Genomic DNA, 18,329 nt, shown 5'->3' on the forward strand with positions numbered 1-18,329 from the left:
TGTCAGGGGGCGACCTGCATAAGAAAAAACCCACTGACGAGTACTCCGCCAGTGAGCAATCTCCTATCGAACCATTGCGGCATTGCACCGCGCGATGTTCAATTGAACGCTTATACCCACTTACTGCTTCAAGTTATACATTTCGCCAACTTGGCCTGTCAAGACGAAATGGAAAAACCGTTTGATATATCGGGAATGCAGCTAGATCATTTCTATCTGCACATAAATCACAGGCGGTTCAGACGTCCCTGATCAAACGTAAAACATCGGCACGCGCCTCGGCACGCAAGGCAGCCATATCCAGTCCTGGAATCGCGTCATCCTCAACCACTATCGCACCGTCAGCCAGCAACCATTTCAAACGTGGCCGGCCACCGCTGGCGACCGGACCTATCGCCATATCATGCAAACCGAAATAGCGCGGCGCATCAAGGTCATACACCGCCAGATCAGCGGCCTGCCCTACTTCCAATGTACCCACGCCTTCGAAGCCCAGCATCTTTGCACCGTTCGCCGTCGCCCATCGCACGACCTGCTCGGCGGTGACGCTATCCGCTCCGGCCTCGCCTGCGCCATCAGGACGCGGTCGGGTTGCGGCACCTGCTTTAGCCCGGTGCACCAGCCAGCAAAAATGCACTTCACTGAGCATATCGGCCGCTTCATTCGAGGCCGCGCCGTCCACGCCCAGCGTCACCTGCGCGCCCAGTTTTTCCAGCATGGGGGCATTTGCAATACCATCCGCCAGACGCGCATTACTCTGCGGACAGTGCGCCATGCCGGTGCCGGATTTGCCCAGTATCTGCATTTCGGTATCGGTTAAATGCGTCAGGTGCGCCAGCGACACGTCGGGGCCTAGCCATTCATGTTCGGCCAGGAATTCTATCGGCAGGCAGCCAAATTTTTCGCGGCAATACTCCATGTAGGAAACCGATTCCGACATGTGCGTATGCATCGGTATCCCCATGCCACGTGCGATGCGCGCGATGTACTTCAAATCGTCTGCCTGTACGGAGACGGTGGCGGTGGTCGGCGCCATCGCCACGCGGGTACGCGGCCGCGGTCCGTTTTGATGGAAACGCGCAGCCGTTCTCTCGACATCGGCCAGCATGCCGTCCAGTGTCTCCGGCTGCGCCTGATTACTTGCATTCGTTTCCAGCTTGCGTGTGACCGTCGCACCACCGCGCAGCAACATGAAGCGCACGCCCAGGGCCTCTGCCTCTTCGAACAGCACAGCAGACGGGTCATAAGACATCCCCGGCGTGTAAATGTAGTGATGGTCGGCTATCGTGGTACAACCCGACAACATCAGCTCTATCATGCCTATGCGCGCCGCCAGACGCAGACGCTCTTCATTGAACGAATGCCGATACAGATAAGGTACGGACTGCAGCCACGGGCTGAGCGTCTGATTGATGCCGTTCGGCACACCTTTCAGCAACGTTTGAAACAAATGATGATGGGTATTGACCCAACCCGGATAAATCACGCAATCCCGTGCATCCAGCACCCGTTCGCCGCCTTGCGGCGTCAGGTCATTTCCCATTTCGGTAATAACACCCTGCTCGATACGTATATCGCTGGCCTTGCTACGCGCATCTACACCGGACTTGCCAGTGAGGATGGCATGCGCGTTCCTGATGAATACTTTGTTCGTCATGTGCGGAATGCTTTCTTTATAAGCGTGCTGCATAAGCGGCCAGTCAGAGAACATCGGCGATGCAACAACACGATGTTCACTAACCGTATGCCGATAACCTTAAAGACCAGAATTACCCGGCGTCTGCGTCAGATTATTTCTGTGGCATGCTGCCGTCTATACCTCTGACCAGATAGTTCATATTATTCATTTCATCATCGCTCAGGAATTTCCCGGCAGCGACGCGTTCTTTGCCGCTTTGATCGTAAATGGGACCGGCAAACGGATGCAGCTGACCATCGATGATGGCTTTCTCATCAGCGGCCATTTTTTCACGCACATCAGCAGGTACGGCGGCATTGAGAGGCGCCATTTTGATCATGCCTTCACGCAGCCCGCCAAGTACTTGCTTGGACTTCCAGCGCCCCGCCAGCACCTCCTCTACTTCCTTAATGTAATAGTTACCCCAGGTGTGAACGACAGAAGTCAGATTTGTTTTCGGACCGAACTTGGACATATCCGAGTAATAGCCGAGCGTGTACACGCCCTGTCCTTCCGCCATCGTGACGATCGCGATGCCCGATGGCGCATAGGCCAGGATGTCGACACCCAGTTTGATCAATGTGTTGGCGGCATCCCGTTCCTTGCCCGGGTCATACCAGGAGTTGACCCAGATCAGTTTGACCTGCGCCTGCGGATTGACGCTGCGCATGCCCAGCGTAAATGCATTTAACCCCTGCAATACTTCAGGGATAGGAAAAGCCCCGACATATCCGGCCACGCCCTTCTTGCTCATTTTGCCAGCCAGCACGCCTTCCAGATATCGGCCTTCGTAATAGCGCGCGTTATAAGTACCGACGTTGGCAGCGGTCTTGTAACCGGTGCCTTGCATAAAAGTGACTTTCGGTGCCTGACGCGCCACCTTGAGCGTCGGTTCCATGAAGCCGAATGAAGGCGTGAAAATCAGCTCACAACCTTCCTGTACGAAGTTGCGTATCACGCGCTCGGCATCCGGACCACCATGCACATTCTCTACATACTTGGTCGTGATTTTATTACCCATCGCAGCGACCAGTTCCTTGCGGCCCAGTTCATGCTGGTACGCCCAACCGCTTTCACCGATCGGCGTGGCGTAAAGAAAGCAGGTTTTAAGTGGCGCCGCCTGTGCTGATGCAACAAAACCCAAACCGGCAAACAGGCCGACAAGTACGCGCTGCAAGTGACGAAAATCGTATGACATGGTGAGTCTCCTTTTGTATTAATTTTTTAAACTAATTTTTATCAGGCAAAAAGTGAGTAGCAAAAATATGTACTCAGGCATCGGGCCGGAACGGCTGGCCCAGAGAAAATGGCGCATTGAGGCGTATGGTTTGTACATTGCGCGAGATCAACACCAACACCACGATGGTCGCCATATACGGTAAGGAAGACAGTAGTTGCGCCGGGACATTGATATTCACGCCTATACCTTGCACAAATAATTGCAGGATCATGACGCCGCCGAACAGATAAGCACCGACCACTACACGCAAAGGACGCCAGGTGGCAAAGACCACCAGAGCCAATGCAATCCAGCCTCGGCCGGCCACCATGCCTTCATTCCACAAAGGGGTGTAATACACAGACAGGAAAGCACCGCCTATGCCGGCCATCGCGCCGCCAAACGCCACTGCCATATAACGCAGCAAAATCACGCGATAGCCGACGGAATGTGCAGCCGACGGCGACTCCCCGACCGCACGCAGTACCAGGCCCCAGCGGCTGCGGTAGAGAAACCAGATCACTGCTGCCATTAGCAGCCACGAGAAATACACCAGTGATTGCTGATTAAAAAATGCCGGACCGATAAACGGAATATCAGCAAGTACCGGAACAGGGATAGGTGCTATCGCCGGCAACGGCGCTGCTTCAAAAGGTCGCCCCATGAAAGCGGACAAGCCGACACCGAAGATCGCCAGTGCCAGGCCGGATGCAACCTGGTTTGCCATCATGGTCAGGGTCAGAAAACCGAAGATCAGTGACATCGCGCAACCTGCCACCATCCCCGCCAACACTGAAACCAGCGGACTGGCGCCGGAGAATCCGACTGCGAACGCCGTCACCGCACCGACCGACATCATGCCTTCGGCCCCCAGGTTGAGTACTCCTGCTTTCTCCGTCACCAGTTCACCCAGGGCGACGATGATCAATGGCGTACCAGCAGCCAGCGTGGCGGCAATAATCGACGTGATCAGGTAGCTTTCCATAGCAACTTCCTCCAGGTAGCGGCGCCGTCTAAACGCAGGCGATAAGCAATGAATAAATCCGAAGCAAGCAGGAAGAACAGCAACATGCCCTGAAACACTTTGGAAATAGAAGAAGGCAAATCGATGAATTGCTGCGCCTGCTCGCCACCCAGATACAAGAGAGCCATCAGCAAGCTGGCAAGACAAATTCCGACCGGATGCAGACGTCCGACAAAGGCGACGATGATGGCCGCGAAACCATAGCCACTGGAAATGGATTCAGTCAGTTGCCCCATCGGTCCGGCCACTTCTGTCATTCCCGCGAACCCGGCCATCGCACCGCCAGCCAGCAAGCCTATCCAGATTGCACGCGATGCCGAGTAACCGGCATAACGGGCAGCGGCATCGGCTTGTCCGGATACCTGCATCTGATAACCAAGAAAGCTGCGCTCGAGGAATACATAGGCCACAGCCAGCGTCGCCAGCGCCAGCAGGAAAGCCAGGTTCAGCCGACTCCCTTCTATCAGCAGGGGCAACAAGGCCGAATCGGAAAAGGTAATGGTTTGTGGGAAGTTGAAACCTTGCGGATCTTTCCACGGCCCATGGATTAGCCACGAAGACAGAAACTGCGCGACATAGACCAGCATGAGTGTGACCAGGATTTCATTCGCATGGAAACGGGTCCGCAGGAACGCTGGAATCGCCGCCCACAGGCCACCACCGATTGCACCGGCCAATACCATCAATGGCAATATCCACAGGCTGCTACTGTGCTGGAAATACAAAGCGACGCCAGTCGCCGCAATTGCCCCCAGCAGAAACTGGCCTTCCGCACCTATGTTCCAGACATTTGCGCGATACCCGACAGCCAGCCCCACCGCAATCAGCATCAAGGGCGTGGCTTTCAGGAAGAGCTCGGACACCGCATTCAAATCGCGCACCGGATTCAAAAAGAAAATCCTGAAACTGGTGAGCGGATCTTTGCCGAGTGCAAGAAATAAAATCAGGCTGCCTGTCAACGTCAGAGCCAGCGCCAGCAAAGGCGACAGATAGCGCATGCGCCGGGACGCTTCCGGCCGCGCTTCCAGTCTAAGCATAACGAACCTCCATCGCGCTCAGTTCTGGCGCCGGACTATCCGTAGTGACGGAGTTGTTCCAGCGTCCGCCCATGAGCATGCCGATTTCCTCGACGTTGGTGTCGCAAGTCGGTGTCGCAGCTGAAAGCCGCCCGCCCGCGATCACTGCGATGCGGTCACTGATTTCAAACAACTCACTAAGTTCTTCCGAGATCACCAATACTGCGCCGCCGGCATCCCGCAGGTCGAGCAAAGCCTGGCGTATAAAAACCGCAGCCCCTACATCCACGCCCCAGGTCGGCTGCGCGATTACCAAAAGCTTGGGTTGCTGCATGATCTCGCGACCGACGATGAACTTCTGCAAATTACCGCCGGACAAGGAACGCGCCTGAGCATTTGCACCGCCGCATTTGACTTTGAAACGGGCGATGCAACGCTCTGCAAAATCCTGCACCGATGCAAAGTGAATCAGGCCCTTCTGTACCATGCCCGTGCCATATGCAGTCAGCAAAGCGTTCTGCGCCAGCGACATGCGCGGGACCGCGCCGCGGCCCAGCCGCTCTTCCGGCACAAAGCACATGCCGAGCGTCCGGCGCTGGTCAGGATTCATACGCCCTGCCGCCACACCGCAAATCTCGATCTGTGATTGTTGCGCCAGAGGCTGCTCACCGGAAAGTGCATAGAGCAACTCCTGTTGGCCATTGCCCGATACACCGGCAATACCAAGAATTTCACCCGATCTGACTTCCAGATGTATGTCTTTCAGGTCAATACCAAAAGGATCATCCGACGTTTGCGATAAACTTTCTACACGCAGACGCAACTTGCCACCACCACTGGGTGCACCACGTTTGCAGACCGGCAGATCCTTGCCTATCATCAGGCGCGCCATGGATTCCGGCGTTTCCTGCTGCGGCAGGCAAGTGCCGCTGACCTTGCCACCACGCAGCACGGTAGCCGTATGGCACAGCTCCTGGATTTCATCCAGCTTGTGACTGATATACAAAATGCTGCAGCCATCGCTGGACAGCTGGCGCAAGGTATCGAAGAGTTTATGCACTGCCTGCGGCGTCAGGACCGAAGTCGGTTCATCCATGATCAGCAGGCTGGGGTTCTGCAGCAGGCAACGTATGATTTCTACCCGTTGCCGTTCTCCCACCGACAAACCATGGGTCTGCCTCATGGGATCAACCACCAGGCCATAGCGCTCGGATATTTTTTCGATACGTCGCGCCAGATATTGCAGATCCGGTTTGCCGGGCAGTGACAAGGCGACGTTCTCGACCACGGTCAGGGTATCGAACAAGGAAAAATGCTGGAATACCATGCCTATGCCCAGCTGCCGCGCATGTGCAGGGCTTTCGACCTGTACCTGATTGCCTTCCCAGTACATCTCGCCGGATGTCTGATGGGTCACGCCATAAATGATTTTCATCAGCGTCGATTTGCCAGCTCCGTTCTCACCCAGGATCGCGTGTATCTCGCCCGGCATGACGCTCAAATCTATGCCATCGTTAGCAACAACCGATGGATATACCTTGGAAATGCCCTGCAACCTAAGTCGCGGCATCATAGTCTGCTCATTCATCCTCGTCTCCTTCACAGCACCGTTTCGTCACCTATCTCCGTAAGTTCTGAATTCGCTCCTTGCGCTTATCCCTCGCCGACCTCCTCCATATCGATACAGGCCAGCAACCCTGCCTCCAATCCAGACTCAAGCTCGTCCAGCTTGCGACCTATAAATACAAATTTGCTGGAACGCGCAGCGTCGTCCCAGGCATCCGCAGGACGCAACTCCATAATGCGATGCACTGCCTGCAAGACGTAACGCCTGTCATCACCAGCGATGGACAGAATGCCTTTCAAACGGAAGATGTCGTCACCATGCACAGCCAGCAGTTCCGTCAGATAGACATGCAAGGCCTGCACATCAAATGGCGCATCAATGACAAAAGAAATCGAAGAGACCGAAGGGTCATGCATATGGCCATCATCTGCATGCGCATGGTGATGCGTATGTTCAGTACATGTATCGTCACAGACATGTTCATGCATATCGTCATCCAGGAAATGCGGATCAGTCGCCATGACAGATGAAGTTGCGAAGCCGCCGATGCCGAGGATTTTCGTGAGGTCCACCTGCGCGTGACTGGAGTCCAGTATCTGCGCGCCGGAATTCAGACTGCGCATACGTTTGCGCAGATTGCTGATAGCTGCAGCATCAACCAGATCCGCTTTATTGATGATGATGCGATCGGCCGCGACGATTTGATCCAATGCCTGGTTATCGAAGTTGCGTAACTGCGGATCGTCGAGGTGCCCCTCTATATGCACGGCATCCACCAGAGTCACGATGCCGTCCAGATTAACCTGGCGTGCCACTTCGTTATCCATGAAGAAGGTCGCGGCAACTGGTGTCGGATCGGCCAGTCCACTGGTCTCGACCAGTATGTGATCGAACTGCTCGCTGCGTGCCAACAACTGCTGCAGTATCCGCACCAGATCGGTACGCACATCGATCACACAGCAAATACAGCCATTCGTCATTTGAAAGATTTCTTCGTCAGAGGTCATGACCAGATCCGAATCGACATCGACCTCACCGAACTCATTTTCGATCACGGCAATCCGATGTCCATGCTTCTCGGTCAGGATGTAATTCAGTAATGTCGTCTTCCCCGCGCCGAGAAAGCCGGTCAATATAGTGACGGGTACCTGCGGCACAACTGCCTGCTCATTGTTCTTGATGATCGCTGCCTGGTTCATATCTGCTCCGATGAGGTTGGGATACTGCAATCGAGACGAGACACACAGATGGCTTCTGTCCGAATACCGTTTGCATGTCTGGCACTAAGGTTGAGGACTAAATCAGGATGTGGGTGTAGAAGCTGAACATCGCCCTTCCAACATCCGTTGCTCTGGCGCTGCCAGCGGAAAGTCATGTTGGAAATAGAAATATGCAGTTGACCCGGGCGCAGAAATTTCGGCGGCGGCGACAGCGTGATGCATGGCATGTCGCCCGACGTATCGTGCAATCGTCGACGCGATAGAAACGAGCCGGGCAAAAATGAAGAAACGACTAAAGAACGAGTGGTGCATCACAGCCTCCGCAAAGAGAACTCACATCACTGTCGTCGCCCGGTTAAACCGGGGCGACATGTACACAGTGAGCAATCTCCCGCTTCACACCCATAACATTGCGTCTATGGATGCACAGCTGATCGCTTATACCCACTCATGCGGCTAGTTATATTTTCTATTCATGTGCGTGTCAACCATAAAATCCCGCACACTCCAGAAAACTCCCGTAGAGATAAGCTACATCTCAATATTTTTTTTCAAGCCTTGCCAGCGCTGCAATAAGCCGGCGTGCTCGATACCAAACAAATCCAGAATACGACCGACCGTATGGTTCACGATATCGTCGATGTCTGCCGGCTGATTGTAAAAAGCCGGTACCGGCGGTGCGATGATGGCGCCCAGCTCGGTGGCCGCAACCATATTCCGCAGATGGGCGAGATTAAGCGGCGTCTCGCGTGCCATCAATACCAGTCGGCGGCGCTCCTTCAACATAACGTCCGCCGCGCGCGTGATCAGGTTATCGGACAAACCATGCGCCACGGCAGCCAGCGTACGCATCGAACAGGGAGCGATCACCATGCCATCGCACTGGAATGAGCCACTGGCTATCGAGGCACCGATATCGCGTACATTGTGTACGACGTCGGCCAGCCCTTCTATCTCCGCCTTATCCATTGCCATCTCATGCACCGCAGTCATCACGCCGGACGCAGAAATCACCAGGTGACTTTCCCAATCGGTAGCTTGCGCCAGTACCTGCAGCATCCTGACGCCATAGATGGCACCGCTCGCGCCCGTAATCGCGATCACCAGACGCTTCGTCATGATGTACTCTCACAAAAATTCAACGATTGCTGCTGATGCAATGCACACTTCGCGTGCTCGATCCGTGCTTCTTCCAGCAAGGGCACACCGTTTTTGACAGCTGTCATCTCAGCCAGAATGGAAATGGCGATTTCCGCTGGCGTCTTGCTACCGATGTACATCCCTATCGGTCCATGCAATTTGCTCAACTGCGCATCATTGACGTCAAACAGCTTGAGTCGCTCCCGACGTTTTGCATTGTTCAGGCGCGAACCTATCGCGCCGACATAGAAGGCATCCGACTGCAAAGCTTCCATCAAAGCCAGGTCATCCAGTTTCGGATCGTGCGTGAGCGCTATCAATGCAGTGTGACGATCCAGCTTCCTTGCGTTTACAAAGTCATCCGGCATTTCATGTACGACTTCAACACCATCCAGTGACCAGGCTTCGCGATATTCTTCACGCGGGTCACACACCGTCACGTGGTAATCCATACCGGTCGCAATCTGCGCCAGGAAGCTCGACAACTGTCCGGCCCCGATGATCAACAGACGCCAGCGCGGACCGTGTATCGTCGTCATCGCAGCCTCAGAGACTTGCATGCTCATGCCGCTGGCAGCAGGTCCCAAGGTAGCTGTGCCGGCCATCAAATCCAGTCTGCGTGCGACCAGTTCATTCCGTTGCAAACTCTGCAGCAACTCGGCGATACCACTCTCTTTCGACAATGGTTCTATCGCCAGTTGTATCGTGCCGCCGCATGGCAAACCAAAACGATGTGCTTCGTCGGCACTGATGCCATAGGTAATGATTTCCGGACGTGTGCGTGTAATTCCGTGTTCACGTACACGCGCTATCAAATCATCCTCTATGCAACCACCTGATACCGAACCGATTACCGTGCCATCCTCACAGATCGACAGCATCGCCCCTTCCGGGCGCGGACTGGAGCCCCAGGTTTTGATCACAGTCACCAATTCACACCGACGCCCGGCAGCGATCCATGCTGCACAGGCTTTTAAGACCTCGAGATTGATGCTATCCATATTGCCTCGCCATGAAAACTGTCTGCTATGGGAAATTCCATTTATTGCAGTTGCTCATCAACGCAGCTTTATGCCTTGTCTTCCAATGCGAATCCCTCTACTGCTTCAGTCGTGCTGCGATAGTTAAACAGGATATTCAGGGCCACCGCAGTAAAACTGGTAAGCAAGATTCCGTTTTGCATGAACTTGGCGATAAACTCAGGCAATTGCGAAAAGAAGCGCTCACCGACCAATGGAATCATGCCGAGTACCAGGCTCACGGCCACGATGTAGAGGTTTTTGCTGTTATTGGCAAAGTCTGCGCGCACCAATATCTTGATACCTGCGGCAGCCACCATACCAAACATCACGACCGCAGCACCGCCCAGTACATATTGAGGAATCGAAGCGGCGAGGAAAGCCATCTTGGGCAAACATCCGAGCACAACCAGAATCGCACCGGCCGCCACACACACCCAGCGACTGCGTACACCTGTCATCTGCACCAGGCCGATATTTTGCGAATACGAGGTATAGCAAAATGTACCGAACACGCCGCCAACCATATTGCCTACGCCGTCCGCCCGCAGGCCACGCGCCAGGGTATCGCGCGTGATCGGACGTCCGACGATCTCTCCCAGAGCAAGGAAAAGTCCGGTCGATTCAATCATCATCACAATCATGACGACACTGAGCATCATGATAGAAAGTGGATCAAAGGTAGGTAAACCAAAATGGAAGGGACTGATCAGGCTGAACCAGGGTGCAGTCAGCACACCTGCAAAATCAACCTTGCCGAGCGCGATGGCGATGATGAAACCAAATGCAATCGACAGCAGCACGGAGATATTGGTGAGAAAACCCTTCACAAAGGCCGTCAGCAACAATACCGATAACAGCACCGTTCCTGCCAGGGCCAGATGCAAGGGAATGCCATACATCGGATTCGGGATGGGGCCGGTCGGACTTGCTATCGTGGGCTGGCCACCAGCTGCCCAGTTGATACCGACCCGCATGAGTGAAATACCGATCATTAACACGACCGAACCAGTGACGACAGGCGGGAACCAGCGTACCAGGCAACTCATGTAAGGCGCGGCAAAGTAAGTAAATATCCCGGAACCGATGACAGCGCCGAAGACTGCCTGCATGCCGAGATCCGGATTGCTACCGATTGCAATAATCGGCCCGATGCCGGTAAAGGCAATACCCATCATGACGGGTAGACGGATACCAACCTTCTTTCCCATACCCATACATTGAATCATGGTCACCAGTCCGCAACAGAACAAATCGGCACTGATCAGAAAAGCGATGTCCTCCTTCGACATCTTTAATGCGCCACCAATAATGAGAGGGACTGCGATGGCTCCTGCATACATCACCAACACATGCTGTAAACCTAGTACGAAAAGCTTAGGCGGCGGAAGCAACTCATCGGCTGCATCCACGTGGGCAATTTCCTTCATGCCTCGTCTCCTGGTTTTTATATCGCCCGATTTCCTGGCTTGGCATCTCCGGCGTACGCTTGATTGAATCGAGCGCAAACTGAGATTGCCATCGGGTCTGCTATCGGTAAATAGCAATAAAAATATTAATCCATCGTGTTAGGCAATGAATGAGCTGGGGCAGCATAGGCAGTTGGATGCCAGGCCTGAAGGTGACGACGCTTGCATACCTGGAGTAGATAGGCAATCGCCGAGATGATTGCAATAGTGATAATTGGCAACCACTGAATGAGCGCAGCCCTGCTCGCACAATGAAAATCAGGCGGGCTGATTAGCTGATACCTCAAGGTCAATCACATGAAATAGGAAGATGCGCGGATGACAGGAACTTGCATGGTCCTGCCCGTTCTTTAGTTGCGCGAAACTGGGCAAGAAAAAGATCGGTCAGATGTACTGATAGTGATGCAAATCAAATCCGGAAAAGAAAAAAGGGTCCATCTTGCGATGGACCCTTTATATCTGGTGCGGCTGGCAGGAATCGAACCCACGACCCCTTGGTTCGTAGCCAAGTACTCTATCCAGCTGAGCTACAGCCGCGAAAGAAAAAATTATAGCATGACTATATTTCAGATTGGAAGCCCCGTTTGCAGATTTTTATCTAAATAATTCTACAAAGGCATTTTTTCTTATTCCACACACACCACATGTACCATCATCCTGCCCTCTTGCCCATGATATGTGCCATATTAAACAAGCGACAGAATGCAGCCCCTATCAAAGTCCATACCCTCCGGATGCAGGCGACTTACAAGCGTTCGAACGCATAACGTATGCTACAGTCGTCGCAACTATTTTCATCTGCAATCGCAACCAACACTTAGCTCGCAGGAGACGAGATGGCTGGCCACCGCGCTACAGGCAAAAAACATATTGAACAAAAGGGAAACGCCATTAACACGATGCATGCCGAATGGCTGCCAACGATCTTGCAAGGATCGTCCAGCGAAATCTACGTTTTAAACTGCAACACACTACGCTTTGAATACGTTAATCCAGGCGCCTGCAAAAATCTGCAATACAACCACGATGAATTAAGCGCAATGTCGCCGACCTGCATCGCCAGAGATGTCACGCAGGAAGCATACGCTCAGTTCATCCAGGACCTGCAAAACGGCAGTAATACCTCCGTCTCCATTAGTACGCAGCACACGCGCAAGGATGGCAGCAGCTACCCGATCGAATGTCAGTTGTTCTACATCGCATCCGATACGACACCGGCCATCATCGCCATCGGTAACGACGTCAGTTCGCGCGACAAGTCAGATAAAGCACTGCGCGCCAGCGAGTCGCGCCTGAGTGCGATGGTATCCAATACACCGGGCCTGGTTTATCAATTCCGTCTGCGCAAGGATGGACGATTCTCTTTCCCTTATGTCAGCGACGGCTGCGAGGCACTGCTGGGTATCAGCTCGGAAGAACTATGCGACAACTCGGCGCTATTTACCGGCTTGATTTTGCATCAGGACATGTCCTCATTTCGCGACACCATGCGGGTCTCTGCCGAGCAGATGAACAATTGGAACTGGGAAGGCCGGATCTGGGTCGAGGAGTGGAAAGACATTAAGTGGATTAATCTGCGCGCCACGCCACGTGCACTGGATGATGACAGTGTGCAATGGGAAGGCATCATGACAAATATCACGGCCAGCAAACACGAGCAGGAAGAAATTATCCGTTCTCGTGCACAGCTCGCCGAACTATCCGCACACGTCAACACCGTCAAAGAAAAAGAACGCACCCGCATCGCGCGCGAGATCCACGATGACCTCGGCGGCAATCTGACTGCGATCAAAATGGCACTCGCCTTATTAACGCGACGCTTGCCAGCCAAATCCCCTGAACTGTATGAAAAAGCCGCCTACGTCGAATCACTGGTAGATCGCACAATAGAAACCGTACACCGTATCGCCGGTGACCTGCGTCCCGGCATACTCGACTTTGGACTGGTAGCGGCAATCGACTGGCAAAGCAAGGAATTTGAAAAGCAACTAGGCATGCCCTGTGAGTTTGTTTCGAACAAGGCCGAAATCGATCTGGACATGGATCAGGCAACAGCCCTGTTCCGCATCTTCCAGGAAGCCCTCACCAATATTGCCAAACATGCGCAAGCCACCCTGGTGACGGTACAACTGATGCACACGCCACAATACGTGCGCCTGGAGATTATTGATAACGGTCGCGGCATCGAACTGGCCGATCGCGCAAAACCGAAATCGTTTGGCATACGCGGCATGGTCGAGCGTTCGCTGGCTTTGGGCGGCAGCTTGTCCGTCAGTACTGCGCCCAAAGGTGGCACAGTCGTTGCTCTAAACCTACCGTTGCCCACTACTCCGGTATCTGGCAGCATCCAGACGAATAATATTGGGCATTAAGCGACAGAATTTGGCGGTCAGGAACCTTGTTGCGCCAAAATTTGTCACATCTAGACAAATAGTCAACTCAAATCTGGCGCTGTTATCCAGGCCATAAAATATAACAATGACAACGAAGAACGTAATTAAAGTCTTGATTGCCGACGATCACGCGATCGTGCGCGAGGGTTTAAAGCAGATCCTTGCAGATACGAAAGATATCGTGGTGGCAGGTCATGCTGAAAACGGCATAGAGGCTATCAAACTCACCCGTGAAGGTACATGTCAGGTGTTATTGCTGGATATTTCGATGCCTGATCGCAGCGGAATAGAAGTATTAAAACAGGTCAAAAAATAGTCACCGAAGACGGCCGTCCTCATGCTCTCCATGCACCGCGAAGATCAATACGCGATACGTTCACTGAAAGCAGGTGCATCCGGCTACCTGAACAAACAAAGCGCGCCCGCCGAACTGGTAAATGCGATACGCCAGGTTGCCAGCGGCCGCAAATACATTAGCGCTGCACTCGCGCAAGAACTGGCCAACCAGATCAGTGACGACCACGAAACACCACTGCATGAAACCCTGTCTGATCGCGAGTACCAGACCCTGACCATGATCGCATCCGGCAAAACCGTCAGCGACATAGCCAACGAATTGGTCCTTTCCGTCAAAACCATCAGCATGTATCGCTCGCGACTATTGCAAAAAATGAAACTCCGCCACAATGCCGAACTGACGCATTACGCGATCAAAAACCATTTGGTTGATTAATTTCCCTCTTAATTGACCGGCATCGGCTTATTTCAGCTGGTTCCATGCATTCCGTTGAATGTCAAAATAATTACCTTAAAGATAAGGAAAACCGCGTCCAGAGCCGGTTTTTGTTGCATTTTGGATAAAGCGTCAAAGTGGCCAGCATTTGCCTGCTTAATCCACTTATCAGACTTATCAGCATAGTTATATTATTGCGAAACAGGCCAATATCCGGTCCATCCATAATAAAGAAACGCGCGTGCATTCATGCAAGACAAGCGAGACACCCCGCCACAAAACCCTGCTGAAATCGCACGAGAAGCTTTTCGCCAACTGGCTGTCCGCAGAATAGCTCCGACGCCGGACGCTTATCGCGCCATTTACGACGAAATTGCAGGTTATGCGCCGCAGCCCACACCAGAGGAAATCCTGGCCGAATTTGCCGCCTCCCTGTCGACGGCACCGGACGGTGTCGCCATCATAGGCAAAACCCTGGAAGAAGCGGCTACCACCTCGTACTGGCTGGACTTCAGCAAAGGGCTGACGCAACTGGTCAAGCATTACCAGACGCAGCTGGCAATCCAGGCCAATAGCAATGCCGCAGCAGCACCCGTCACTAGCAGCAGCACCAGCTTGTCATTGGTGGATGATCCGCAACCTGCACTCTTGCGCGACTTGCTGACGCGCACCCTGACCCTGGCCGTTGCTTCCCTCTTGCAGGGCGCGCCTGAGCTGGCAGCTGAAGCCGAAGCACTCGGACGCTCCATCAAGGATGCAAACACTGAAGCCAGCCTGAATGAGGTATCCGGCAAGCTCAAGCAGCTCTGCTTCAAGATCGAACTCAAAAGCGGCGATATGGCGCAGCAACATGAAATGCTGCTGCGCCTGTTCCGCCTGCTGCTGGAAAACATCGATGGCCTGCTGGAACAGGACTCATGGATGCACGGACAAATTGAAGCAGTACGCGATTTGATCTCGGCACCTATTAATGATGTTGCGCTGAATGAAGTCATGCGCAGCCTGAAAGAAGTTATCTACAAACAAGGCACGTTGAAGAACAGCATCAACGACGCCAAGGTTTCCGTCAAAAACATGGTCAACACATTTATCGATCGTCTGGCAGACATCGCCAATACCACCGGCAACTACCACCAGCAAATTGACAGGTACTCAAAAGAACTCACGGAAACTGCAGATATCAACAAGCTCAGCAAAATCCTCGACGAAGTCAAACGCGAAACCCGGATCGCTCAAACCGAGGCGCTACGTTCACGCGACATCGTGCTGGCAGCCCGCAAAGATGTCGAAGATGCAGAAGCACGCATCCACAACCTGGAACAGCAACTGGAACAAATGAGCGAACTGGTGCGAGAAGATCAACTGACCGGCAGCCTGAACCGACGCGGCCTGGACGATGTGCTGGAACGCGAAATTGCGCGCGCAGACAGGCGTGCGTTGCCGCTTTGCATCGCCATGCTGGATCTGGACGATTTCAAAAAAATCAACGACAAGTATGGCCACATCGCCGGCGATGAGGCACTGATACATCTGGTACGCGTTATCAAGGAAACACTGCGTTCGATGGATGTCATCGCCCGTTTCGGTGGCGAGGAATTCCTGATCGTCTTGCCGGATACCCCACTGGAAGAGGCAATCCTGACCGTCACACGCCTGCAACGCGAACTGACCAAGCAGATTTTCATGCATAACCACACTCGCCTGCTCATGACTTTCAGTGCCGGCGTCGCACTGCGCAAAGAATTGGAAGACCAGGCGGCAATGATCAAACGCGCAGACATGGCTCTCTACGAAGCGAAAAAAGCCGGGAAAAATCGCGTCATCCCCGCACAATAAGTCCGGTCCGGGGCCAAAAGCACCGCCCTTCAAGAGAAATTAAACAAAAAAAGCCCTGCAGAAATGCGGGGCTTTTCTCTGAACCATCGTCACTCCGTCGTTTTTTCACAATATTTTGCAATTTTTTTCAACGCAGATGATGGCTCTGTTGAGCTGGATAATGTGTTTTTTTGCAATTCCCCACACGACAGGATTTCGAAAAAATTAAGGGTAATTTCGCTTTTTATTTGTTTTAAATCTCACATTTTTTCCTTAAAGATTTTCCAGCTAGCAACCGACAAAGGACATATCTGGCTGCAGTTCGGGCGAGACCGGGAAAAAATTAGTTTCAGTCCATCACTAAACTTTTCCCGGAACCGTCCGATAAAACTTACAACGACGCTGCATATGCAGTAAATCGCAAAGCAGGCGTTGAAGTGCTTCAGTCGGACTTCCATCGGACTACAACAGGAGAATTAACATGGCCGCAGTCATTAACACCAACATCTCGTCGCTGAATTCCCAACGCAACCTGACCGCATCGCAATCTTCCCTCGCTACTTCGCTGCAACGCCTGTCCTCAGGTCTGCGTATTAACAGCGCAAAAGATGATGCTGCAGGCTTGGCAATTTCTGATCGTATGACCAGCCAGATCAACGGCTTGAATCAAGCAGCACGTAATGCCAACGACGGCATCTCGATGACGCAAACAGCTGAGGGTGGTCTGGCAACAGCAACCGACCTGCTGCAACGTATGCGTACCCTGGCAGTTCAATCTGCTAACGGCACCAACTCCGCATCTGACCGTGCTTCGCTGCAAGAAGAAGTCGGCCAACTGCAACAAGAGTTGAACCGTGTTGCTAACACCACTCAGTTCAACGGCCAAAACGTTCTGGACGGCTCGCTGAGCAACGCGCAATTCCAGGTTGGTGCAAACGCTAACCAAACGATCAACTTCTCGATCGGCAACACCCAGGCATCCGCTATCGGTAACAACGCGATCAAAACTACAGCTACTGGCAATACTTCCGGTGCTTCGTCGTTCGCAGGTACTGTTGCCGGCACCATCGGCGTCAACCAAAATGCTGCACAAACCCTGACAGTACAAGGTAACGGTACAACATCGACCTACGCTGCTGCTGGTGGCGCAACTGCATATGCAATTGCTAAAGGCATCAACGCTGCTTCGGGTTCGACCGGTGTAACCGCAACTGCAACCACCACAGCTACCCTGGCAAGCTTCACCGCAGGCACCCAATCGTTCACGATCCAGGGCGCACCTAAAGCTGACGGTTCGGCTAACCCAGTTACTGTTACTGCAACAATGGCGACTGCAACTGACGTTGGCGGCCTGGCTGCTGCGATCAATGCACAATCCGGCGTAACCGGCATCAACGCAATTGCTGATACATCGACAGGCAAAATCTCGCTGACACAATCGCAAGGTTACGACATCGGTATCACCAACAACCTGACCGCTAATAACTCGACCACAGTACAAGGCAGCACCGGTACGGCTAAAGCACTGGTTCGTGGCGCAGCAGATGCTGCAGCAATTGGCGATTCGATGACTGTCGGCGGCACACTGTCGTTCAACTCGTCGGGTTCGTTCACAGTTGGTACTTCGGCTGCAGGCACCATCTTCACCGCAGCTGCTAACTCGAGCGCACTGTCGTCGGTTGCCAGCATCGACATCACCACACTGACCAACGGTATCCCAAGCGGCGCTAACGATGCATTGCAAGTCATTGACTCTGCTCTGGCAAACATCAGCTCCTCCCGCGCTTCGCTGGGTGCGTTGCAAAACCGCTTCACATCAGTTGTTTCTTCGCTCAGCACCACCAGCGAAAACTTGAGCGCAGCTCGCAGCCGTATTCTGGATGCTGACTTCGCTTCGGAAACAGCTAACCTGACACGCGGTCAAATCTTGCAACAAGCTGGTACCGCAATGTTGGCACAAGCGAACTCGCTGCCTAACGGCGTGCTCGCCCTGCTCCGTGGCTAATCCTAGCCCGTCAGCAGCGTAGTAAGAAATG

At 53.3% G+C, this 18,329-nt stretch carries 12 protein-coding genes, 1 tRNA gene and 1 pseudogene; 4 read left to right on the top strand and 10 right to left on the bottom strand.

The genetic code is table 11. From position 1 onward, the window contains the following. Positions 1 to 238 precede the first annotated feature (238 nt). From DBR37_RS13530 to DBR37_RS13575, 10 genes are all read right to left on the bottom strand, one after another. Positions 239 to 1,657, bottom strand: coding sequence for an amidohydrolase family protein (locus DBR37_RS13530; RefSeq protein ID WP_124575020.1), 1,419 nt, complete (start codon positions 1,655 to 1,657; stop codon positions 239 to 241). Between the two features lie 133 nt (positions 1,658 to 1,790). Beyond that, positions 1,791 to 2,876, bottom strand: coding sequence for a BMP family ABC transporter substrate-binding protein (locus tag DBR37_RS13535; RefSeq protein ID WP_124575021.1), 1,086 nt, complete (start codon positions 2,874 to 2,876; stop codon positions 1,791 to 1,793). A 73-nt stretch (positions 2,877 to 2,949) separates the two neighbouring features. After that, the gene (locus tag DBR37_RS13540) at positions 2,950 to 3,882 is read right to left on the bottom strand and encodes an ABC transporter permease (RefSeq protein WP_124575022.1); all 933 of its coding nucleotides are present in this window, start codon (positions 3,880 to 3,882) and stop codon (positions 2,950 to 2,952) included. Further along, a complete protein-coding gene (locus tag DBR37_RS13545) occupies positions 3,867 to 4,958 on the bottom strand; it encodes an ABC transporter permease (protein ID WP_124575023.1) in 1,092 nt (363 codons plus the stop codon). The genes DBR37_RS13540 and DBR37_RS13545 overlap by 16 nt, the downstream gene beginning before the upstream one ends. Then, positions 4,951 to 6,525 (bottom strand): ABC transporter ATP-binding protein, encoded by a 1,575-nt coding sequence (locus tag DBR37_RS13550; RefSeq protein WP_199739121.1) that lies wholly within the window; start codon positions 6,523 to 6,525, stop codon positions 4,951 to 4,953. The genes DBR37_RS13545 and DBR37_RS13550 overlap by 8 nt, the downstream gene beginning before the upstream one ends. Before the next feature lie 65 nt (positions 6,526 to 6,590). Then, complete coding sequence (locus tag DBR37_RS13555) at positions 6,591 to 7,703, bottom strand: GTP-binding protein (protein ID WP_124575024.1); 1,113 nt, start codon at positions 7,701 to 7,703, stop codon at positions 6,591 to 6,593. 552 nt (positions 7,704 to 8,255) lie between these two features. Then, on the bottom strand, positions 8,256 to 8,843 hold the full coding sequence (locus tag DBR37_RS13560; RefSeq protein ID WP_199739122.1) for a UbiX family flavin prenyltransferase: 588 nt from the start codon (positions 8,841 to 8,843) through the stop codon (positions 8,256 to 8,258). Then, a complete protein-coding gene (locus DBR37_RS13565; protein WP_124575026.1) occupies positions 8,840 to 9,865 on the bottom strand; it encodes an XdhC family protein in 1,026 nt (341 codons plus the stop codon). Before DBR37_RS13565 ends, DBR37_RS13560 begins: the two co-directional genes overlap by 4 nt. A gap of 68 nt (positions 9,866 to 9,933) precedes the next feature. Continuing rightward, entirely contained in the window at positions 9,934 to 11,313 is a 1,380-nt protein-coding gene (locus DBR37_RS13570) for a nucleobase:cation symporter-2 family protein (protein ID WP_124575027.1), read from the bottom strand. A 499-nt stretch (positions 11,314 to 11,812) separates the two neighbouring features. Next, positions 11,813 to 11,889, bottom strand: a tRNA-Arg gene (locus DBR37_RS13575). A 299-nt stretch (positions 11,890 to 12,188) separates the two neighbouring features. Between DBR37_RS13575 and DBR37_RS13580 the strand changes: the two genes are divergently transcribed. From DBR37_RS13580 to DBR37_RS13595, 4 genes and pseudogenes are all read left to right on the top strand, one after another. Continuing rightward, complete coding sequence (locus DBR37_RS13580; protein WP_233588385.1) at positions 12,189 to 13,724, top strand: histidine kinase; 1,536 nt, start codon at positions 12,189 to 12,191, stop codon at positions 13,722 to 13,724. Between the two features lie 106 nt (positions 13,725 to 13,830). Further along, a pseudogene (locus DBR37_RS13585) lies at positions 13,831 to 14,478 on the top strand (response regulator). A gap of 249 nt (positions 14,479 to 14,727) precedes the next feature. Then, complete coding sequence (locus DBR37_RS13590; RefSeq protein ID WP_124575028.1) at positions 14,728 to 16,314, top strand: GGDEF domain-containing protein; 1,587 nt, start codon at positions 14,728 to 14,730, stop codon at positions 16,312 to 16,314. A 460-nt stretch (positions 16,315 to 16,774) separates the two neighbouring features. Next, positions 16,775 to 18,298: a flagellin gene (locus DBR37_RS13595; protein ID WP_124575029.1), complete on the top strand. Its 1,524-nt coding sequence runs from the start codon at positions 16,775 to 16,777 to the stop codon at positions 18,296 to 18,298. The last annotated feature ends 31 nt before the right edge of the window (positions 18,299 to 18,329 follow it).

Origin of the sequence: Herminiimonas sp. KBW02 (assembly GCF_003852535.1) — a bacterium.
In the GTDB taxonomy this organism is placed as follows: domain Bacteria; phylum Pseudomonadota; class Gammaproteobacteria; order Burkholderiales; family Burkholderiaceae_D; genus Oxalicibacterium.